Raw genomic sequence first — 20,324 nt, forward strand, 5'->3', positions numbered from 1 at the left:
TGCCCGCCGCCGACCCGCAACGCGACGTAGCCGATTTCCAGTTCCGACGGCCGCCCCGGCTCGCCCGCGTCAGCGGAATCCGGTCTGTTCCCGCGCACGCTCCATGATCTCGATCTGGCGGCGCACACTCTCCGGGGTGACGAACAACTCCGCACCGTCTCGCAGCGTCTCGGCCAGGTGTCGATAGAAGTGCAGCGTACGGTCGCCGCCGGCTGGTTCCACGTCGATGACTTCCTCGGACCAGTCGATCTGCTCGTCCGAGCCGTAGCGCCGTCCGGCCGCGACGCCGTCGTCGGGCTCGATCTCGGCAAGACCAGCCGGATCGAACCAGCGCACGGTCAGTCGGCTGCCATCACTGGCCAGGCCGCCCGTGGTACCAGAAATCAGCCAGCCCGATTGCGGAGTGGCTACCACCGAGCTGGACTCCAGATCGGCCGTAGGCCCCGTCCGGCCCTTGAGGCACAGCTTCACGTGGTCCTCGGCGTCGCCGGCAGAAACCGTGTGCCGCAGGTCAGCGAAGAGTTCGACGGGCCCGTCGTCCATCAGCTGGAGTAGCTGGTCGAGGAAGTGCGAGGCGGTGTTCGGCAGTTCGCCACCCCCGAGCCTGCGCAGTGTCTGCCAATCCTTGCGCCGGGTGAACTGGTGAACGGAGCGGCGGATCTGAACCAGGTCGCCGAGCCGGCCGGAGGCGATGATCCGCTGAATGAGCATGAACTCGGGGTCGAACCGCCGGTTATGGAAACACGTGAGAATCCGGTCGGCCTTGTCCGCCGCGGAGATCATCACGTCGACCTCGGCCGTGTTCTGAGCCAACGGCTTCTCGACCACCACGTGCTTACCCGCCTCGAGCGACGCCACGGCCATCGGCACATGGGTGTGCGACGGCGTGGCCACCACCACGAGTTCCACGGCGGCGTCGCCGATGAGTTCTTCCGGAGTCGCATAGGTGGCGCAGCCGAATTTCTCCGCCGCCTCGGCGCTGCGCTCGGCCATTGGGTCAGCCGTGGCGACCACCTGATAACGATCCAGCTCAGCCACACCGGCCGCATGGATGTTCCAGCCACTGCGGCCAAGGCCGATGATTCCTACGGGTATTCGCTCAGCTGTCATGCCCCAGTCCTCTCTCGGATGTTGCCCGGCCGTTCGGTGCCGCGGATCGTTCCACGGGCGGGTCGAGCGCCGGCGGGTAAGAGCGAGGCTGTTCCCAGTGAACGACGTCGCCGCGCACCACGGTGGCGTGCACGCTCGTGACGTCGGGCGAGAACACCGTCAGATCCGCGAGCGCTCCTGCCTCGATCCGGCCCCTGTCACCGAGCCCCAGCAGCCGGGCCGGGTTGGCCGACGTCATGGCTTCTACCGTGGGCAGGTCGAGTCCGGCCGAGCACACCGCCCAGGTGACGCATTCGGCCTGCGAAGCCGCCGCGCCGGCCAGCAACTCGGACCCGGCCATGGTCAGACGGCCGTCGGGATGCAACGTCACCGACCCACCTACCGGGGTCGTGTAGTTGCCGGGAGCGCAACCGGCAAGCGTCACCGAGTCGCTGACGATGATCGCCGAGCCGGTGCCTTTGGCTCGCACCATAGCGACGAAGGCGTCAGCGGGCAGGTGGTAGCCGTCGGCCACGAAGCTCGCGGACAACCGGGTGTCCGCCAGCTGCGCCCACAGATGGTTCGGATGCCGGGGCAGCATCTGGTGGCAGCCGTTGCCCAAATGCGTCGAGAGCGTGGCGCCGGCGTCGGCGGCAGCGCGGATCTGATCGGCGGTGGCGGCGGTGTGGCCCAGCGCGACGACGATCCCCCTGTTCACGGCGGCTCGGATGTAGTCGATGGCGCCGGCCGTCTCAGGTGCCAGGGTGATCACACGCACCCCGTTCTCCGACGCTTCGCACCAGCGCGCCAGCTCATCCGGGTCGGGAGGGCGGATGTGCGCGGCCTCGTGCGCGCCCCGCGGGCCGTCGTCGATCGAGAGGTACGGGCCTTCGATGTGGACGCCAGGCACGCTGTGCCGCGTCATCGGATCTTCCGCCCTTGCCCGCGCGACTACCCGCAGAGCTGCGGTGATCCGCTCAGGAGGCGCGGTGATCAGAGTCGGCAAGAAGGCCGTGACGCCGCGTTGCCACTGGGCACGAACGAGTTCATGAACGACGTCGGTGGTCAGGTTCTCGGCGTTCATGTCCAGGCCCGCATAGCCGTTGACCTGGAGGTCCACCATGCCGGGCAATATCCATGGCAGTTGCTGGCCGGCGGTGTGGAGCGCACCGGACTCACCGGTAGCCCGCGCATCGGCCGCCTGCTCCGCGGAATCAGCCGGCTCGACGAAGCTGATGCGCTCTTGTTCCAAGCCGACTCGAACCGCGGCGCCGTCGGCGAGGCGGCCGGTCACGACGATCACCACTACCTCCTTCGGAAGGGACCCGTCTTGGTCAGAAGGAACCGGTCAGCCAGGACCCAGTGTCGCCGGACCCCGCGGACGCCGCTGATCGCCCCTCATCCGAGCCAGCGGTCCAGGTTCGCCGCGACGAACGCGTCGTCACGCAGGTACGGGTAGGCTTCCCAGATCCGGTCGATCTCTTCGAGCTGCCCCGCTCCCAGCGTCTCCTTCTCATCCAGGCACCAGATCCCGGCGAGCAAACCCTGCCGGCGCAGCACTTCGTGGATGCCCGGAACACAACCGTGGAACCCGTTGCGGGCGTCGAAGATCGCGGCGTTGGCATCGGTGAGCGCTGTGTCGGTCTGAACGAGGCGCCGCAGCGCGTCGTCGTCGCCCGCTTTCGCCTTCCGGGCCAGCTCCAGCAGGTCAACCGCGTTACGCGCCCACACTGCCCACTGGCCCAGCAGGCCGCCCACGAACTCCGTCCCAGATGGGTACGTGGCCAGTAGATCGCCGACGATGTGGTCGTCGTTGCCGGTATAGAACGCGACCTGGCGGGCGCGATCGGAGTCGGCCACACCGTGTACGACGTCAAGGGTCGCGTACCGGTCGAATGGCGCCACCTTGACGCCGACCACGGACGGGATGTCCGCGAGCTGCCGCCAGAACGCGCGGGGCAACACCCGTCCCCCGACAGCGGGCTGCAAGTAGAAGCCGATGACGGGCAGGATCTCACCCACGGCGCGCGTGCGGTCGAGGAGCTCTTCGTCGCTGAGGTGGGTGGCGCCGTACGGAGCGAGCAGAATGAGCTGGTAACCCAGCGAAGCCGCCAGCTCAGCCTCTGCCACCGCTTGCTCGGTGGGACCGCATACCCCCGCGACCAGCACCGGCGATCTATCGGTGTACTCCGCGGCCGTCGTCGCAGCCAGTTCGAGCACGGGAGCGAGCAGGCCACGTTCGGGCTCGTGAACGCCGAACTGAGTGGTGTGCACGGCGACAGCGACACCGCCTGCCCCTGCTTCCAGGTAGTAACGCGTCAATGCCCGCTGGCGGCGTTCGTCCAGACGTCTTTCGGCATCCAGCGCCAGCGGATGCGCGGGGATCACGGTTCCGGTTCGGAATGCGTCCATCGAATGCTGACCGATCGTCGAGGGGGCGGGGATCAAGGTGGTGGTCAAAACTGGCCGTCCCGGACGTCGAACTTGGTTGGCTTGCCGAGCAGCGACTGGCCATCGCTGATCCAGCCGGCGGTGAGCTGCACCAGCTCGGCGAGCGGCACATCGGGATAGCCGAAGAGGCCGTGACACCGGCTCGCGTTGGACAGCAATGCTGTTGGGGCTTCGCTGCCGGAAAACGTCACGTCGGTGGCGAAAGCTCTGGCGAACTGTTCGGCGGCGCCGCGGACCGAGACGGTCTCCGGCCCGGTCAGGTTGAGCACGAACGGCGGCGTGCCGGCATGCAGCAGACTGCGCAGCACCACTTCGTTCGCGTACCCCTGCCAGACCACGTTGGCGTACCCCGTGGTGACGTCCACCGGCTCGCCGGCCCGGACCTTGAGGCCGATGTCGACAAGAACGCCGTACCGCGGCTCGGCGGCGTAGTTCAGCCGGATCAAGGCCAGCGGCGTGTTGGTCAGCCCGGCGAAATGTGTGAATATCCGTTCCCGGCCGAGGCACGACATCGCGTACTCACCGACGGGGCCCACCGGATGCTCTTCGGTGGGGCCACCGGATCCGGTAGGCGTCAGGGGATAGACGTTGCCCGTGGACAGCGCCACTATGTTGGATCCAGGGTATCGCTGAGCGATCCGGCCGGGGAGATACGCATTCGTCGCCCAGGTAGCGGATTCATGGCCCGATGTGCCGAACTTTGCTCCCACCAGAAAGATCACGTTGGCTGCGGCCGGCAAGCCCGCGATCGCGGCGTCATCGGACAGATCAGCCGGGTGCACATGGGCACCCGTGGCGCGCATGGCGTCGGCCGATCCGGGCTGAGAGAACCGCGACACCGCGGTGACCTTGGCGCCAGTGCCCGCTTCGGCGATGGCGCGAGTAGCCAGCCGCACCAGGCTCGGCCCCATCTTGCCGGCCGCGCCCAGCACGACGATGTCGCCTTCGAGGCGGCGGAAGTCCTCGATCAGCGCCGCTCTCGGCCGCGAGAGGCGTTCTTCAAGCTCCTCGACCGTACGCACCATGCCCCTTTCGTTCCTGTCTCACCCGACGGAGTCATGCCGGGCGCGGACCCGCTGGTCGAGAGTTTCGACTCGAGCAGTTCTTCGATTCTGATTTACGACAGCCTTAAAGTCAATTAGTTGATTGTCTGAAACTCGTCATCGTGTGCCGCTCCGCTCGCCAAACGCCACAGCCGTGGGCACGGCCTCGCATTGACGCTGGAAAAAGGGACTCTGGGCATCTCGTCACGCTGACAACGTGAGCACCATCGAGACGAGTCCCATCAAAATCTGACGACTTAAATCAGGTTATGCACTGTCCATATCACGCTTGACCTGTATCGGAACCTCCACGGCAGGACGTCACCTTCGCCTCCAATACTCAACAGCGCCCCCGTTGTCAGCACTGCGTTGTGCCAGCAACGCGACGCGCGTGGCCAGTACCGACTCGGCAGTGCCGACTTCCGGCGCAGCACCGGCCAGCCGCTGGTCGAAGAAGTCCTGCGCCGGCCGCATGCCGGCCGGGAGCTTCTCCATCCAGGTATCACGCTCGTGTGTGCACACCTCGAGTTCGGCGTCGGTCCACCTCATCTCCGCCGTCCCCTGGGTACCGACGAGACGCATGACGTACTTGCCGTTGCTGGCCGCCGCTTCGGGCGCGAGCCAATGGGCGTCGATTGTCGCGCTTACCCCGCCGGCGACCAGCAGCATCGCGCCGTGGTCGCCGAATGCCGGGCGTTCTGGATAGGCCCGGTTGCCTGCCGAGCCCACGACGTAGCCGCTGGCTGCACCGGTGAGCGCGAGGACCATGTCCACGTCGTGCACGGCGAGGTCACCGAGAATTCCCCCGTAATCCCCGGTGAAAAACCAAGCCGGCCGTTCGGGGTAGCGCAGTTTGTGGGGACCAGTACTGGCGATCAACGTGAGTTCACCGAGAGCACCATCGGCGACGAGCCGCCGCGCGGCCAGCGTGACGGGGTAGCCGCGTTTCTCGAACATCACCGAAACGACCCTCCCGGTACGAGCCGCCGCCTCCTCGATCGCGGCCAGCTGATCCAGCGAGGTGCACAACGGCTTGTCGGCCAGCACGTCGGCGCCAGCGTTCAGGGCGTCGACGACGACGTCGGCGCGCTGGGCGTACACACCACTGACGGCGACCACGTCGACGTCGTGCCGGGCCAGCATCTCCAGGTGGTCCGGGTAGACCGCGATGCCGGCGGTCCGGTTCTGGTAGCGCGCTCGCGAGGCCGGGTCGGGCTCGGATGCGGCGACCAGCTGAATAGCCGGTTGAAAAGCCAGCTCGTCAAGGACGTACAGCACATGCTGGTGCGCCATGCCAGCCACGGCCAGCCGGATCACGACCCATCACCCAACCGGACTTGGCGCCCGGTCCGCGCCGCCTCGTACATCCCGCACAAGAGCTTGACCGTGGCCAAGCCGTCTCGCGCGGTGACGGCGGGGGCACGACCAGTCCGGTACGCCTCGACGATGTCACGCCATTGGGCCAGGTGACCCGCCTGCCCAATGGCCAGCGGGTCGGCGGCTCCGCTTCCGGTTGGACCGCTGCCTTCTGACGCGGGAGCCGGCGCCGGCTGACCGGCGAACTCCCACCGGACGACGGTGCCGTTGTTGAGCTCGGCCGTACCCTTGCTGGTGAAGACCGACATGGTTGCCGGCAGCCCCGGTGGCGTCGCGGTCGACGTCGCGACCAAGCCCAGGGCGCCCGAGGCGAAGCGCAGGGTAGCGACGGTCGTGTCCTCGGCATTCATGTCGCGACCGAGCGTCGCGCACTCCGCTGTCACGTGTGTCACCGGTCCCATGAGCCAGGCCAGCAGATCCACACTGTGCAAGCCCTGGTTCATCAACGAGCCGCCACCCTGGTCTTGCTGGGTGCGCCACCCGGCCTGACTGTAGTAGTCGTCATCCCGGTACCAGTGGCAGAACGTCTCTCCCAGCACCGGCCGGCCGAGCCGGCCCTCGGCCAGAAGCCGCTTGAGATGCTGGTTCTGTGGCTCCAGCCGACGCTGTGAAATCACACTGACGAACCGGCCGAGATCATCCGCGACCCGGACGATCTCCTCGGCCGACTCGACATCGACGCTCAGCGGCTTCTCCACCACCACGTCCTTACCCGCGTGCAGGGCACGCAGGACGTTGTGGCCGTGCAGCCCACTAGGCGTGCACACGACGACGAGGTCGACGTCCGGGTGGGAGATGACCTCTTCCGGCGCGCCGTGTCGCACGTCGGACTGGCCGCTTTCGACCAGCTCCGCAGCGGTCCCGCCGCTCACGGCGACCAGCCGAACAGCGCCGTCGAGCTCCCCCAATACCTCAACGTGCCGGAGCCCGATGCTGCCCATGCCCACCAAGCCGACGCCGATCGGTTCGGTCACGAGCGCTCCTTCCTTCGACCCCAGGCCCCTACCGTAGCGATACAGTAGAGTGACTGCAACCGCTTGCACAATCGCGATCCAGGAGGGCGCCCGTGCTACGGATAGGCATCGCAGGCACCGAGAACAGCCACACGGACCACTTCATCCGCCACCTGAACATCGAGCAGAACCGTCAGGATGCACGGGTGGTCGCCCTCGCGGGAGGCGCCACCGAACGCAATCGCACGCTGGCAGAGAGAGGGCAGATCGACATCATCGTCGACGCCCCGGAGGAGTTCGCCGGCGAAATCGACGCGGCCATCATCTGCCACCGCCAAGGCGGCGAGCACCGCAAGCACACCGTGCCCTTGCTCGAGGCAGGTAAACACGTCTTCGTCGACAAGCCCACCGCCACTTCGGTGTCCGACGTCGAAGACATGATCGATGCGGCTCGTTCCGGTGGCGCAGTCCTGGCTTCCTGGTCGATCCTGCGCACCGCCCCAGGGATCGAAGAACTGCGCTCGGCCGCTGCCGGACTCGAGGAGCCGTCGGTGGTTACGGTGGTGGGCCCCGCGGACCCCGCAGACCCGCACGCCGGGCTGTTCTTCTACGGGCCACACATCGTCGAGCCCGCCCTCGAGATCCTCGGCAACCCGGGCCTCGACAGCGACGTCTCGGTTCATGCAGCCGAGCACGCCGTGACCGCGTTCGTGCGGGCGGGTGGTGTCCAGTTGGTCCTGGCGTTCATCCGCAAGAACGGCAACGGCTCCATCCCCTGGCATGCGACGGTAGCCGCGCGCAACGGCGTCGTCGCTCGTGAGATCACCACGTCGACTCTGGACCACGGCACCGGCCTGGACCGCTTCGTGGATGCCGCCCGGTCCGGCACACCGCCGATGCCCTACGAGCAACTGATCCCTCCCGTCAGCATCCTCGCCGACATCACCGCCCACCTCTGACACCCACCCCCCACCCTCGGTGATCGTCAGTGGGTTGTGGTCGTTACCCCCGGCCACAAACCGGACAAATTGGCGCCTGCAGCGACCACATCCCACTGACGATCACCGAGGGTGGGGATTGACGGCAGCGCCGGATCCGAGCACACTCGTCAATAATTTCGGACGAGACGGAATTATTTTCCGTAGCTAGTCGAAAAGGGGTCTACATGACGAGATCGACCCGGACACTGCTTTGTTTCGCAGCCTCAATGGCTCTCGCGAGCGGCCTACTCACCACGGGAGCAGGAGCGGCCGGACCGGCTATCCAGCCAACCGGCGGCTCCGACGCGACACCGATCACCGACCTCGGCGAGCCCGTGCACAAGGTGCAGACGCTGAGCTCAGCGGTCGGCGAAGGCCCCGACGGCGAACCGCTCGGCTTCTACGTCGTCGAGGGCAATCCGACCACGAACGCCGAGTTCACAGTGACGGACCTGCGGTCGAACGACACGGTCTTCCAGACCCGGGTGCCGCACGGCAACGCCAGCCAGCGCACCATGGGCATGTCACCGGTAGACGGCACCGTCTACTTCGCCACCTCGGACATCAGCCATCTCTACAGCTACACACCAGGTGCCGCGGACATCGTGCACTACGGCGCGGCACCGGACGATCAGCGAGTCTGGTCGATGGCGGTCGGCGAGGACCGCACCGTCTGGTTCGGCACCTATCCAGGCGGACGCCTGTATTCCATGGATCCAGACACGGCGGAAATAACCGATCACGGGCAAGCCGTCGCGGGCGAGCAGTACATCAAGTCGATCGAACCAGCCGGCGACACTGTCTATGTCGGCACCGAGTCGAACGCCCGGCTGGCCGCCTACAGCCGCGCGGACGGCGAGTTCACCGAGATCGCGATGCCGGCCGGACACTCGGCGAACAACATCGTCGCACTCGACCTACGCGACGATCTTCTCTTCGTCAGCACCGCGAACCTGCACGTGCTCAACGTGGAGACCGGTGACTGGGTAGACCGGTTCACCAACGCGAGCGCACGAGTCTCGCCGATCTCCCCGGACGACCCAGACGCGGTCTACCTCCGTCTCGGCGGCGAGATCAACCGCTACGACCTCCGGACCGGCGAGCGCACACCCACCGGGTGGCGGCCCAATGCCACGCCCGAATCGTGGTCGTGGATCGACCGCGACGGGAGCGGGCCGTGGCTGGCGATGACGTTCTGGAACGAGGGCCGGACCTACGGCTACAACCCGGAGACCGGCCAGACGTCTTATCAGGTGCCTGGTCTGATGGGCGCCGGCGCGCAGATCATCAGTCTCGGCACCGGCCCGGACGGCAACATCTACACCGGCGCGTACCTGAGCCCGCCGGGAATGGGACGTTTCGATCCGGACGGCGAGGGCTTCGACCTGCTGCCCGGCTCCGGCCAGATCGAGGGTTACGGCACCTTCGGCGACGACCTGGTGTTCGGCCGGTACCCGCAAGGCTCGCTATGGCGCTACGACCCGTCGCGCCCTTGGCAGACAGGCAGCAACCCGGCCACACCGCTGGAGATCGGTGACGAGCAGAGCCGGCCGCAAGCCTTCGTCGAGCTGGACTCCGTCCCCGGCACGGTCGCCGTCGCCTCCGTGGCCACCGGTGGCCGGCACGGCGGGGCCATCACCTTGTGGCAGCCGGACGAGCGCACCCATCAGGTCCATCGTCACGTCGTTGAGAACCAGACACCCGTGTCCCTCGTCGAGCACGAGGGCATCCTGATCGGTGGAACGTCCATCGAGGGCGGGTACGGCATCGATCCGGTCACCGAGGAGGGCTTGCTCTTCGGCTGGGACCCAGCTACCGCGGAGACGCTCTGGCAGACGGCGCCGGTGCCGGGCCTGCCCACCGTCTCCGGCCTGGCCCTGAGCGAGGAGGGCCGGCTGTGGGGCATCGCGGGCAGCACCACGGTGTTCGAGTTCGACCTGGAGGCACGCGAGACCGTCCGCACCATCGAGATCGATCCGGACTTCCCCGCCGACCGGTATGGCAACAGCAGCCGATTGCTGTTCGACAATGATCGGCTGTTCGGGTCTACCGCCAACCGGCTGTTCGTCGTCGACCAGGTCACGGGGGACGTGACGACGCTGCACGGCGGCGCGAGCGGCGATCCGGCACAACGGGTGCAGGAGCTGGCCCAGGATCGCCATGGTGACTTGTACGTCGTCGGTGCCAGCACCCGGCTCGTCCAGTACGCGCTACCCGAGGACCGCACCGCCCCCGAGGTGACGGCCACCGTCCACCCGCCCTCCGCGCGGCCCGGACAAGCGGTCACCGTCCGGCTGACTGCTACGGACGACGTCGATCCGGCACCGGCCATCCACTACCGGATCGACGAGGGCACGTGGACGACGTATGCCCGCCCGGTCCGGCTGAGCCACGGGCAGACCGTGGAGTACCGCGCGATCGACGCGGCCTGGAACTCGTCACCGGTGGAGTCGCTCACGCTCGGCGAGTAGCCCCACCCCGGTGATCGTGAGCGGATTTCGGTGGCCAGCAGCACCTAAATGCCCGATTTATCACCCGGATTCACGACCAAATCCGCTCACGATCACCGGAGGGGTGGGTGCTGTTCAGGCCGGGAGGGCTTCGCGTAGCCGAAGCGAGGCCTCGTGTGGGTCGGCGGCGTCGGTGATGGCCCGGACCACCACCACGCGCCGCGCGCCGGCGGCCACGACCTGCGCGATGTTCTGGTGATCGATACCGCCGATGGCGAACCACGGCGTCGTCGGCTGGGTCTGCGCAACAGCGCGCACCGTGTCCAGCCCCACCGCTGGCCGGCCCTGTTTGGTGGGGGTCGGCCAGACCGGGCCCACACAGAAATAGTCCACGTTCCGGTCGGCGTCCGCGGCTGCGGCCTGCTCGACCGAATGCGTCGAGCGACCAAGAACAACGTCCGGGCCCAGAAGCTGACGAGAAGCCATGACGGGCAGATCGCCTTGCCCGGTGTGGAAGACCGCCGCGCCGGTCAGCCGGGCGACGTCGGCTCGGTCGTTGACGGCCACCAGGGCGCCGTATTCCGCCGCGATCTCGAAGACCAGCGGCTGCAACTCGAGTTCGTCGCGCACGTCCAGGGTCTTGTCGCGCAACTGGATGATGTCGACGCCTCCGCTCAACACCGCGTGCAGAAAGCTCTCCAGGTCACCCCGCTCTCGCCTGGCGTCAGTGCAGAGATACACCTGGGCGGCCGCGAGCTGCTCGCGCCTGGGCTCGGTCGGATTCGAATTCACGACGACGAGTGTGCCACGCCCATGAGCTGCATCGACCGGGTGCGTCGTAGTCTGGAACCGTGCACGGGAGCCCTGCCCATGGGGCTGAGAGGGCCAGAACAGGGGAATCGCCCCTGGGCCGACCGTCGTACCTGACCTGGGTCATACCAGCGGAGGGAGCGCTCAGTGGTGAACGAGGGCGATGCCGCCGACGTCCTCGTCGTGGGATGCGGAATCATCGGGGCGTCGATAGCTTGGCAGCTGGCGTGCCACGGTCTCCGGGTCCGCTGCGTGGATCCGGCCCCCGGCAGTGGCGCCACGTATGCCGCAGCCGGAATGCTGGCGGCGGTCACCGAGACCACGTTCGGCGAGCACCACCTGATGCGCCTGAATGTCCGGTCCGCTGCCCTGTGGCCGGGGTTCGCCGCCGAGTTGGAGGCGGAGACGGGCCGGTCACCCGGCCTCCGGCGGACGGGCACCCTGACCGTGGCATTCGACGGCGGAGACCGCCAGCAACTCAACCGGCTGCGGGATCTGCAGCACCAATGGGGCCTCGACGCCCAAACGATCACCCCCGACGAGGCCCGCCGCAAGGAGCCGTCGTTAGGACCTCGGATCGCCGGCGCGGTCTGGGCGCCCGGCGACCATCAGGTGAACCCGCGTGCCGTTCAGAAAGGACTGCTTGCGGCCCTGAGCACCCGCGGCGTTGACATCGTCCATCGTCGCGTCGTCCGGCTGATGACGGATAACCAGCACGACGACGCGGACGCCGGCACCGTCACCGGTGTCGTTGACGATTCCGGCCAGGCACACCATGGCGGTCTTGTTGTTCTGGCGGCCGGCTGGAACAGTCGTCAGCTCATTCCCACCGCCGGATTCCTCCCGCACGCTGGCCGGGTCCAGCCGGAGCCCCCGGCACCGGCTACCCGCCCGGTCAAGGGCCAGGTCGTCCGCCTCGACTCAAGCAACGAGCCCGCATTCCGGTTGACGCGGGTCGTGCGCGGATTCGTCCAGGCCCGGCAGGTCTACTTGGTTCCACGAGACGACGGCGAGATCATCATCGGCGCGACCAGTGAAGAACAGCCGGACGACCGGGTCGTCACCGCCGGGGGCGTGTTCTCACTCCTCCGCGACGCACGCGCGCTGGTGCCGGGCATCGACGAACTGCCGATCACCGAGCTGACCGCTCGGGCCCGCCCGGGCAGCCCGGACAATGTGCCGCTGATCGGCGAGTCCGGTGTCGACGGCCTGATCCTGGCGACAGGGCACTACCGCAACGGGATCCTGCTGGCCCCGTTGACCGCCGGGGCGGTGACCAGCCGCGTGCTCGAGGGCACGTTCCCGGACTCCGTCGCCGCCGCGAACCCATCACGATTCACCCACACCCATGATCATGAACACTCGGCCGTGTGACCCGGCAAGTGTTCACGATCATGGGAGGGAGAAAGGACTACGCCGCATGAGTACCGAAGTCACCATCAATGGTGAACCGGCCGCCTTCGACGGGCCCACGTCGCTCCACGACGTCGTAGCGCGCAAGCTGCAGGGCACAGACGCCGCGCCAAGTGGTAAAGGCATCGCCGTGGCCGTCAATCAGGAAGTAGTGCCACGCGGCACCTGGGCGAGCACAGCGGTGCGCACCGGAGACCGCATCGAGATCCTCACCGCCACCCAGGGAGGCTGATATGAACATGTCCGAGCCTGGCTTAGCCGTCGAAGATCCGCTGGTCATCGCCGGAGAGACGTTCTCCTCCCGGCTGATCATGGGTACCGGCGGCGCGCCGAGCCTGCTGGGCCTGGAAACAGCGCTGATCGAGTCCGGCACCCAGCTGACCACCGTGGCGCTGCGCCGCGTCCAGACCGGTGCTGAAGGTTCGATCTGGGATCTGCTGCAGCGCAACGGAATCCGCGCCCTGCCGAACACCGCCGGCTGTTTCTCGGCCAGCGAAGCAGTGTTGACCGCCAAGCTGGGTCGCGAAGCATGCGAGACCGATTGGGTGAAGCTCGAGGTGATCGCCGACGACACCTCGTTGCTCCCGGACCCGATCGAGCTGGTCTCCGCCGCGCGCACGCTGGTCGACGACGGCTTCACCGTGCTGCCCTACACCAATGACGACCCCATCCTGGCACGCAAACTCGCCGACGTCGGGTGTGCCGCGGTCATGCCCCTGGGCGCTCCCATCGGTACTGGCCTGGGGGTGCTCAATCCGCGCAACATCGCCGCGATCGTGGCGGACGCACCGGTGCCGGTTGTCCTCGACGCGGGGATCGGCACCGCCTCCGATGCGGCGCTCGCGATGGAACTCGGCTGCGACGCGGTCCTGCTCGCCACCGCCGTGACCCGCGCGGCTGATCCGGCGCGGATGGCCCGCGCCATGCGACTCGCCGTCCAAGCAGGCCGGGACGCACACCTGGCCGGCCGGATACCACGCAGGGAGGAAGCACTCGCGTCATCGCCAGAGGGCGGCCGCGCCAATCTGGACCTGGCGCTTTGACATCACACGTCCGGAATCGCCACCCGCGGGAACAGCCTGGGACTCCGTGCGCCAAGATGATCACATGACGCGTCTCGACGTGGACCGTGCCACCGACGTCGTCGGGTCGGTGACCTTCGCGATGGGCGCCGCCTTGACGGTGGCCCCACGGCGCACAGCGCGCTGGCTCGGCCTCGGCGATCATGCCCGATTCGCCCGCGGGATCGGAGTGGCCGATCTGGTGCTCGCCCCAGGGCTATTCCGTGGGCGTCCTCGATGGCCATGGGTGGCCGCCCGGACCGCGCTTAATCTCGTCATCGCTCGGCATTACTTCAACGAGTCTCGTCAGCCCAGCGGTGATTCCACCGCGCGATACGGTGCGATGGGAATGTTGGCCCTGACTGCCGTGGACGGAGCACTGGCGCTACGTCTCCGGCGCTCAGAGCAAGCAACGCGGTCCAGCTGACACTGAGCACAGGGCCTTGGCATGCCGGGCGGCAATCAATCCACGGCTGCGATGTCCGATTCATTCAATACACAGGGCCGAAGCGGTGCCTAACGTTGACGGCATGACACCACGTATCGCCGTGATCGAACTAGTTGTTGAAGACATGGGTAGGTCGTTCGCGTTCTACCGCCGGCTCGGGCTCGACATCCCCGCTGACGCGGATTCGGAACCACATGTCGAAGTGGCATTGCCCGGTGGGCTGAAACTGGCGTGGGATTCGGTGGAGACGATCCGTTCGTTCGATCCGGACTACGAACAGCCAGGCGTGAGCCAGATCGCGCTCGCTTTCGAGTGCGAAGACCCGGACGGCGTCGACACAATTTTTGCCGAGCTCACCAACGCCGGGTACAAGGGCGAACGTGCTCCATGGGACGCGTTCTGGGGACAGCGCTACGCCACGGTGACCGACCCGGACGGCAACCACGTCGACCTCTTCGCCCCGCTTCCAGCTACGCCATGAGCTCACCGAACGTCACGCCGGAAAGGGATCTCACCTCCCGCGAAAGGTGCGCCTGGTCGGCGTAGCCGCTCAGCGCCGCTGCCTCGGCCGGTGCACGACCAGCCCGGCCGAGGCGCAGCGCGCGATGGAAGCGGAGGATACGGGCCAAGGTCTTGGGCCCGTATCCGAAGGCGTCGAGGCTGCGCCGATACAGCTGGCGCGAGCTCAATCCCACTGCGTCCGCCAGCTGGTCGACCCTGCTCCCCTGCTCGAGCAGGCGCACCGCATATCCGGCGAGGGCGTCCGCTGGCTCGGCCTGACGCAACCGGTCCGCCGCCAGCGACTCCAGGACACCAGCTGGGTCAGGCGCGTCGTGCACCCGTTCGAGGAGGTGTCTGACCTCGGCCGCGGACCACAGATCAGCAAGTGGAACAAGCTGGTCGCGCAGCTCATGTGCCCGCGCGCCTATCACCCTGGGCCCAACACCGCTGCCGAAACGCAGACCGGTAAAAGTGCACGGCAGCCAGGTGGTGACATGCGCGGTGGTGTCCGGCCCGGCCACATACAGCGCATCCCTGGCCAGGATCAGATCCATACAACCGTCCGGCAGCACCCGCACTTCTTGCCGGTGGGTGTCTGCCCGGCCCGTCCACACAACGGTGTGAGGTACCTGAGAAGGCCGTTCGGCGTACATACCTCGAGCATGACATCCTCGGCTGACAACTCTCCCGGCCGCGGCGTCCAGGCGGTCCCCCGTCCGTCGGCGTAGGTCCTGCGTAGACCGCACACGACCAATCGCATCACTCAGCGATGTTGCCGCCATCTCGGCTAGTCACCGGAAAAAGTCATGCCATCGGGCATTGCCAAGACAAGATCTGTCGGTAGGACTCATTTTCACAGGCGAGCCAAAATTGACGATCCCCGAAAATGAGGAGGCACGCCAATGGCCTCGTTACGTGCCATTCTTGCCGTGACCGCTACGACACTGCTGACCACCGGCCTGGTCGGCGCCGCAGCATCCTCGAACGCCACCACCCACCACAACTCCTCGGCCGCACAAGCCACTCCACAGCAATGCACCCCGGATCCGGCCACCCCGAAACAGCAGTTCCGGGCCATGTGGATCACGTCGGTCTACAACATCGACTGGCCGAGCAACACCGGCTTGAGCGCCGCTCAACAACAGTCGGAGTTCCGAGCCTGGCTCGACCTCGCCGAGGAACGGAATATGAACGCCGTGGTCGTCCAGATCCGGCCGACAGCCGACGCATTCTGGCCGTCCGACCACGAACCCTGGTCCCATTGGCTGACCGGCACCCAGGGCAACAGCCCTGGCTACGACCCGTTGGGGTTCATGGTCGCCGAAGCCCACAGCCGCGACATCGAATTCCACGCCTGGTTCAATCCGTATCGCGTCGCGACCCACACCAACCGGAACCAGCTAGCCGCGAGCCACCCGGTGCGGCAGAACCCGGACTGGGCCTTCGCCTACAACGGCCAGCTCTACTACAACCCGGGCATCCCGACGGTACGTGAGTTCGTCATCGACGCGATGATGGACGCGGTCGACGGATACGACATCGACGGCGTCCACTTCGACGACTATTTCTACCCGTATCCGGCCAGTGGTCAGAACATCCCCGACCAGGCCACGTACGACCAATACGGGTCAGGCTTCGACAATATCCACGACTGGCGGCGCAACAACATCGACTTGCTCGTCGAACAGATGAGTGACCGGATCAAGGCATCGAAGTCACACGTCAAGTTCGGCATCAGCCCCTTCGGCATCTGGCGCAACAGCTCCACGGACTCAAACGGTTCAGACACCAGCGGCCTGCAGTCCTACGACGCCATCTACGCCGACTCCCGCAAGTGGGTACTCGAAGGCTGGCTCGACTACGTCACCCCGCAGATCTATTGGGAGATCGGCCATTCAGCGGCCGACTACGCGGTGCTGGTCCCGTGGTGGTCCGACGTCGTCAGCGGCACTGACGTGCATCTCTACGTCGGGCAAGGCGCCTACAAGATCGGCAGCGGCGGCCCGTGGAACAGTGCTTCGGTCTTGAGCGACCACCTGAACCTGAACCGGAACCACTCCGAGGTGCTCGGCGACGTCTACTTCAGCGCCAACGACGTGCGGGCCAACCGCCACGGCGCCATCGATCGCCTCGTCAACGACCACTACTCCCGGCCGGCGATCTCCCCGGCCATGCCGCACCTGGGCAGCAGCGCACCCAACACGCCCACCATCAGCGATGCGACCCGCACCGGCAACGGCGTCTCGCTGACGATCGACGGGGCCGGCAGCTCGTACGCCATCTACCGCTTGGATGGCGATACGACAGCCGATCCATGTGACTTCGCGGATGCGTCCAACCTGGTCGGCACCACCCGGGCCGACGGGTCGGTCGGGACATTCACCGATACGACGGCCGGAGACCAGACCTACACCTACTATGCGACAGCGTTGAGCCGGAATCACCTCGAGAGCGAACCAAGCGACGCCGTGGTGGTACCGGCCGGCGCCGGCGACACGTGGTCGGCCACGGTCGACACCACCTCGGCCGCCTTCACCGCGAGCGAGAGCTGGGGATCGTCGTCGTGGTCGTCCGAGCGATTCGGCGACAGCTACCGGTTCGCCGAGCCGGTGTCGGCGAGCGACCCGGCCTGGTTCCGGGCCGAGATCCCGGCGACGGCCGACTACCGGGTCGAAGTCTGGTATCCGTCACACGCCGACTACAACAGCTCCACGCCCTACCTCATCGCCACCACCAGCGGAAACGAGACAGTCACCGTGGATCAGCGCACCAACGGAGGCCGCTGGGTCGACCTCGGCACGTTCCGGCTCCCCGCCGGTGACGGGAACGTCGTGGGTGTGAGCAGATGGAGCGCCGCCAGCGGATACGTCGTCGCCGACGCAGTACGGATCACCCGGTTCTGACGGCAGCGCCGCTACTCCGCCGCCGGTACGGCCGCAGTCCTCTGCGGCCGTACCGGCGCGGGTACGGATAGGCTGTGGTCATGTCGGTGCCCAGCTTGCTCGGCGGACTCGCCGTTCTCATCGGTACCGTCAGCACGCTTACCGATCCCTCCGGCCTCGCGGCCATCACCATCGCCGCCGCGGCGGTGTTGTGCGTCTTGGTCCTCGTACAGCGGGCCGTTCCGCTGCCGGATGACACCACCTTCGTCGCCTCGGCGATACGCCAGCAATCAGCTCGCGTCGCGCATCTCCCTCTGAGTGATCCCGACGCGCCAGGACGTCCCCGGCCCAGAGCACCGTCCACCCCGGCCTGGGCCGGGTAGCGCTGAACGTCTCGTGAACTGCTGTTCCCGAGGCGCGCGATCGACGGTGCCCTTCGGACCGGCAGTCAGAATCCTCTGACGCGCTCTTCCGGGCACAACTGTCAGCAACACCACGGTCCTTCTCGTCGCCATCTCTCCGCCGACGAAAGGCTCGTTCCGTGTACTCGTTTCCTCCTCTCGCCGCCGGTATCGGCGCGCTCCACACCGTCGTGACCGGCCTGATCACGCTGCTCACCCCGCTCCTCGGCACGGGGAGCGCCGCAGGCGCGATCATCGTCCTGACCATCGCCATCCGCCTGATTCTGACCCCGTTCGGCTTCGCGCAGGTACGCGCCGAACAACACCGGCTCCGGCTTGCCCCGCAGGTTCGTGACCTGAAAAGGCGGTATCAGCACAACCGCCAGAAGCTGCAGCAGGAGATCACGAAGCTCTACACCACCGCAGGCACCTCGCCGCTCGCGGGTTGCCTGCCGACGCTGGCCAAAGCACCCGTGTTCACGGTTGTCTACGGCCTCTTCCTCACCGACGACATCCACGGGCGGCCAAACGACCTACTCGAGGCACCTCTGGCCGGTGTGCCGCTCGGTCTCCGGTTCGCCGACGCGGCCGGCACCCCGGACATGATGATCTTCGCGCTCCTGATCATTCTTCTCGGCGTGGTCGCTTGGGCCAGCGTCCGCCTCGCCACCGCGGCGCAAGCGGCATCGCCCGACATGCCCGGCGGTGCCGTGGTTCGATACCTGCCTTACGCGACGATGCTCATCGCCGGCATCGTCCCGCTGGCCGCCGGCCTCTACCTGTTGACCACGACAGCGTGGACGGCCATGGAGCGGGCGTTGTTCCGCCGGTTTCTCACCGGATCCGTGATGGTCAAGACGACAAGGCCATAGACACGTACTTGGTCTCCAGGAACTCCTCGATACCCTCGAAGCCGCCCTCACGGCCGAAACCGCTGGCTTTGACGCCACCAAAGGGGGCGGCGACGTTGGAGACGATGCCGGCGTTCAACCCGATCATGCCTGTCTCGAGCCGCTCACACACCCGGATCGCGCGCTCCAGGTCCTTCGTGTACACGTAGCTGACCAGGCCGTACTCGGTGTTGTTCGCCATGGACACGGCCTCGTCATCGGAGGAGAACGTCGTGACGGGAGCCACTGGCCCGAAGACCTCCTCGGCCAGGATGCGCGCTTCCGCGGGCACATCGCCCAGGACCGTCGGCTCGAAGAAGTAGCCGGCTTCCCCGGTCCGGGATCCGCCTGTGAGCACCCGGGCACCACGGCTGACCGCGTCACCCACGAGGTCCTCGACCCCGTCCCGCTGCTTCGCGTTGATCAGGGGCCCCACCTCGACGCCCTCCTCGGTGCCACGGCCGACCCGAAGCTCGGACAAGCGCGCTGCCAGCCGTGAAGCGAATTCCCCGGCGACCGACTCGTGCACGTGGAACCGGTTGGCCGCCGTGCACGCCTCGCCGACGTTGCGCATCTTGGCCTTGAACGCGCCCTCGATCGCGGCATCGAGGTCGGCGTCGTCGAACACCAGGAACGGAGCGTTGCCGCCAAGCTCCATGGAGACCTTGAGCACTTGCTCGGCCGACTGCTCGATCAGCTTGCGTCCCACCTGCGTGGATCCGGTGAACGAGAGCTTGCGCAGCCGCGGGTCGCGGATGAGCGGCTCGGAGACCTGACCCGCTGAACTGGTCGGAACCACGTTCAGGACACCGGCCGGCAATCCGGCCTCAGCCAGGATGGACGCCAGCGCCAGCATCGACAGCGGCGTCTCAGCCGCGGGTTTGACCACCATCGTGCAACCCGCCGCTACCGCTGGGCCGATCTTGCGGGTGCCCATAGCCATCGGGAAGTTCCACGGAGTGATGAACAGCGATGGACCAACCGGCTGCTTCATCGTCAGCAACCGGCTGCCACCCGCGGGAGCAACCGAGTAACGCCCAGCGATCCGGACCGCTTCCTCGGAGAACCACCGGAAGAACTCCGCGGCGTAGTTGATCTCCGCCCGGGACTCGGCGATCGCCTTCCCCATCTCCAAGGTCATCACCAGGGACAGATCATCGATTCGGTCCATGATCGCTTCATAGGCGCGGCGTAGCACCTCCCCTCGTTCACGGGGCGGTGTCGCGGCCCACGACTGCTGCACATCTACCGCCGCGGCCAATGCGTCCATACCGTCCTCGGGCGAGGCGTCCGCAACAGTGGTCAACACCTTGCCCGTGGCCGGATCTTCGACGTCGAGCCGTGCGCCCGAACGAGCCTCCCGCCATTCACCCGCGATGAACAACCCGGTCGGAACCTGGCTCAGCACTGCCTGTTCTTGGTCGGACACGGTCTCAACCCCTTTGGTCTCCGTGGACTTTGTGCCAGCGTCCTGCACACCGTGGCTCATAGCGCTCGTCTTGCAGGACACAGTGGGTAGTCGCGTCTAACACGCTACCCACCCGCGCCGAGCACGCACGTGTCGCACCCGGCACG

General features: G+C 67.0%; 19 protein-coding genes. 10 read left to right on the forward strand and 9 right to left on the reverse strand.

The annotated features are described in order from the left end of the window. Positions 1 to 69: 69 nt before the first annotated feature. From F7O44_RS23990 to F7O44_RS24015, 6 genes are all read right to left on the reverse strand, one after another. On the reverse strand, positions 70 to 1,110 hold the full coding sequence (locus F7O44_RS23990; RefSeq protein ID WP_162452840.1) for a Gfo/Idh/MocA family protein: 1,041 nt from the start codon (positions 1,108 to 1,110) through the stop codon (positions 70 to 72). Further along, positions 1,100 to 2,392: an amidohydrolase family protein gene (locus tag F7O44_RS23995; RefSeq protein ID WP_162452841.1), complete on the reverse strand. Its 1,293-nt coding sequence runs from the start codon at positions 2,390 to 2,392 to the stop codon at positions 1,100 to 1,102. Before F7O44_RS23995 ends, F7O44_RS23990 begins: the two co-directional genes overlap by 11 nt. Positions 2,393 to 2,487: 95 nt before the next feature. Beyond that, positions 2,488 to 3,501, reverse strand: coding sequence for a dihydrodipicolinate synthase family protein (locus tag F7O44_RS24000; RefSeq protein ID WP_162452842.1), 1,014 nt, complete (start codon positions 3,499 to 3,501; stop codon positions 2,488 to 2,490). Positions 3,502 to 3,545: 44 nt separating this feature from the next. Beyond that, positions 3,546 to 4,565 carry an NAD-dependent epimerase/dehydratase family protein gene (locus F7O44_RS24005; protein WP_162452843.1) on the reverse strand — a complete coding sequence of 340 codons (1,020 nt, stop codon included), beginning with the start codon at positions 4,563 to 4,565 and terminating at the stop codon, positions 3,546 to 3,548. A 339-nt stretch (positions 4,566 to 4,904) separates the two neighbouring features. Beyond that, on the reverse strand, positions 4,905 to 5,900 hold the full coding sequence (locus tag F7O44_RS24010) for a Gfo/Idh/MocA family protein (protein WP_162452844.1): 996 nt from the start codon (positions 5,898 to 5,900) through the stop codon (positions 4,905 to 4,907). Then, on the reverse strand, positions 5,897 to 6,934 hold the full coding sequence (locus F7O44_RS24015; protein WP_222851643.1) for a Gfo/Idh/MocA family protein: 1,038 nt from the start codon (positions 6,932 to 6,934) through the stop codon (positions 5,897 to 5,899). Before F7O44_RS24015 ends, F7O44_RS24010 begins: the two co-directional genes overlap by 4 nt. A gap of 92 nt (positions 6,935 to 7,026) precedes the next feature. Between F7O44_RS24015 and F7O44_RS24020 the strand changes: the two genes are divergently transcribed. Together F7O44_RS24020 and F7O44_RS24025 are read left to right on the forward strand one after the other, a co-directional pair. Then, the gene (locus tag F7O44_RS24020) at positions 7,027 to 7,872 is read left to right on the forward strand and encodes a Gfo/Idh/MocA family oxidoreductase (RefSeq protein WP_162452845.1); all 846 of its coding nucleotides are present in this window, start codon (positions 7,027 to 7,029) and stop codon (positions 7,870 to 7,872) included. Positions 7,873 to 8,078: 206 nt separating this feature from the next. Continuing rightward, complete coding sequence (locus F7O44_RS24025) at positions 8,079 to 10,364, forward strand: Vgb family protein (RefSeq protein WP_162452846.1); 2,286 nt, start codon at positions 8,079 to 8,081, stop codon at positions 10,362 to 10,364. 114 nt (positions 10,365 to 10,478) lie between these two features. Here F7O44_RS24025 and thiE read toward each other — a convergent pair whose 3' ends face one another. Further along, positions 10,479 to 11,135 (reverse strand): thiamine phosphate synthase, encoded by a 657-nt coding sequence (gene thiE, locus F7O44_RS24030; RefSeq protein ID WP_162452847.1) that lies wholly within the window; start codon positions 11,133 to 11,135, stop codon positions 10,479 to 10,481. A gap of 165 nt (positions 11,136 to 11,300) precedes the next feature. On the opposite strand from thiE, the gene thiO reads away from it, so the two are divergent. The 5 genes from thiO to F7O44_RS24055 all read left to right on the forward strand — a co-directional run bounded on the left by thiO (position 11,301) and on the right by F7O44_RS24055 (position 14,556). Beyond that, positions 11,301 to 12,527 carry a glycine oxidase ThiO gene (gene thiO / locus F7O44_RS24035; RefSeq protein WP_222851644.1) on the forward strand — a complete coding sequence of 409 codons (1,227 nt, stop codon included), beginning with the start codon at positions 11,301 to 11,303 and terminating at the stop codon, positions 12,525 to 12,527. A gap of 46 nt (positions 12,528 to 12,573) precedes the next feature. After that, complete coding sequence (thiS, locus tag F7O44_RS24040; protein WP_162452848.1) at positions 12,574 to 12,798, forward strand: sulfur carrier protein ThiS; 225 nt, start codon at positions 12,574 to 12,576, stop codon at positions 12,796 to 12,798. A 1-nt stretch (position 12,799) separates the two neighbouring features. Next, positions 12,800 to 13,609, forward strand: coding sequence for a thiazole synthase (locus F7O44_RS24045; RefSeq protein WP_162452849.1), 810 nt, complete (start codon positions 12,800 to 12,802; stop codon positions 13,607 to 13,609). 64 nt (positions 13,610 to 13,673) lie between these two features. Then, positions 13,674 to 14,054, forward strand: a complete 381-nt coding sequence (locus F7O44_RS24050) for a hypothetical protein (protein WP_162452850.1) — start codon at positions 13,674 to 13,676, stop codon at positions 14,052 to 14,054. 103 nt (positions 14,055 to 14,157) lie between these two features. Beyond that, positions 14,158 to 14,556, forward strand: a complete 399-nt coding sequence (locus F7O44_RS24055; RefSeq protein ID WP_162452851.1) for a VOC family protein — start codon at positions 14,158 to 14,160, stop codon at positions 14,554 to 14,556. Here the strand turns inward: F7O44_RS24055 and F7O44_RS24060 are convergent. After that, complete coding sequence (locus tag F7O44_RS24060) at positions 14,546 to 15,229, reverse strand: helix-turn-helix transcriptional regulator (protein WP_162452852.1); 684 nt, start codon at positions 15,227 to 15,229, stop codon at positions 14,546 to 14,548. The genes F7O44_RS24055 and F7O44_RS24060 overlap by 11 nt on opposite strands. Before the next feature lie 249 nt (positions 15,230 to 15,478). Here F7O44_RS24060 and F7O44_RS24065 point away from each other — a divergent pair, with 249 nt between their 5' ends. The 3 genes from F7O44_RS24065 (at position 15,479) to F7O44_RS24075 (ending at position 18,731) form a co-directional block, all read left to right on the forward strand. Continuing rightward, entirely contained in the window at positions 15,479 to 17,479 is a 2,001-nt protein-coding gene (locus F7O44_RS24065) for a family 10 glycosylhydrolase (RefSeq protein WP_222851645.1), read from the forward strand. 80 nt (positions 17,480 to 17,559) lie between these two features. Beyond that, entirely contained in the window at positions 17,560 to 17,841 is a 282-nt protein-coding gene (locus F7O44_RS24070) for a DUF6412 domain-containing protein (protein ID WP_162452853.1), read from the forward strand. 158 nt (positions 17,842 to 17,999) lie between these two features. Next, positions 18,000 to 18,731, forward strand: coding sequence for a membrane protein insertase YidC (locus tag F7O44_RS24075; RefSeq protein ID WP_162452854.1), 732 nt, complete (start codon positions 18,000 to 18,002; stop codon positions 18,729 to 18,731). Here F7O44_RS24075 and F7O44_RS24080 read toward each other — a convergent pair. Then, positions 18,712 to 20,238, reverse strand: a complete 1,527-nt coding sequence (locus tag F7O44_RS24080; RefSeq protein WP_162452855.1) for an NAD-dependent succinate-semialdehyde dehydrogenase — start codon at positions 20,236 to 20,238, stop codon at positions 18,712 to 18,714. The genes F7O44_RS24075 and F7O44_RS24080 overlap by 20 nt on opposite strands. Positions 20,239 to 20,324 lie beyond the last annotated feature (86 nt).

This window comes from Phytoactinopolyspora mesophila (assembly GCF_010122465.1).
Classification (GTDB): domain Bacteria; phylum Actinomycetota; class Actinomycetes; order Jiangellales; family Jiangellaceae; genus Phytoactinopolyspora; species Phytoactinopolyspora mesophila.

Excerpts from the sequence above, each read along its gene's own strand:
- F7O44_RS23990 (WP_162452840.1), bottom strand. The coding sequence starts at position 1,110 with ATGACAGCTGAGCGAATACCCGTAGGAATCATCGGCCTTGGCCGCAGT.
- F7O44_RS24000 (WP_162452842.1), bottom strand. The coding sequence starts at position 3,501 with ATGGACGCATTCCGAACCGGAACCGTGATCCCCGCGCATCCGCTGGCG.
- F7O44_RS24005 (WP_162452843.1), bottom strand. The coding sequence starts at position 4,565 with ATGGTGCGTACGGTCGAGGAGCTTGAAGAACGCCTCTCGCGGCCGAGA.
- F7O44_RS24025 (WP_162452846.1), top strand. The coding sequence starts at position 8,079 with ATGACGAGATCGACCCGGACACTGCTTTGTTTCGCAGCCTCAATGGCT.
- thiS (WP_162452848.1), top strand. The coding sequence starts at position 12,574 with ATGAGTACCGAAGTCACCATCAATGGTGAACCGGCCGCCTTCGACGGG.
- F7O44_RS24045 (WP_162452849.1), top strand. The coding sequence starts at position 12,800 with ATGAACATGTCCGAGCCTGGCTTAGCCGTCGAAGATCCGCTGGTCATC.
- F7O44_RS24050 (WP_162452850.1), top strand. The coding sequence starts at position 13,674 with ATGACGCGTCTCGACGTGGACCGTGCCACCGACGTCGTCGGGTCGGTG.
- F7O44_RS24055 (WP_162452851.1), top strand. The coding sequence starts at position 14,158 with ATGACACCACGTATCGCCGTGATCGAACTAGTTGTTGAAGACATGGGT.
- F7O44_RS24060 (WP_162452852.1), bottom strand. The coding sequence starts at position 15,229 with ATGTACGCCGAACGGCCTTCTCAGGTACCTCACACCGTTGTGTGGACG.
- F7O44_RS24065 (WP_222851645.1), top strand. The coding sequence starts at position 15,479 with ATGGCCTCGTTACGTGCCATTCTTGCCGTGACCGCTACGACACTGCTG.
- F7O44_RS24070 (WP_162452853.1), top strand. The coding sequence starts at position 17,560 with ATGTCGGTGCCCAGCTTGCTCGGCGGACTCGCCGTTCTCATCGGTACC.
- F7O44_RS24080 (WP_162452855.1), bottom strand. The coding sequence starts at position 20,238 with ATGAGCCACGGTGTGCAGGACGCTGGCACAAAGTCCACGGAGACCAAA.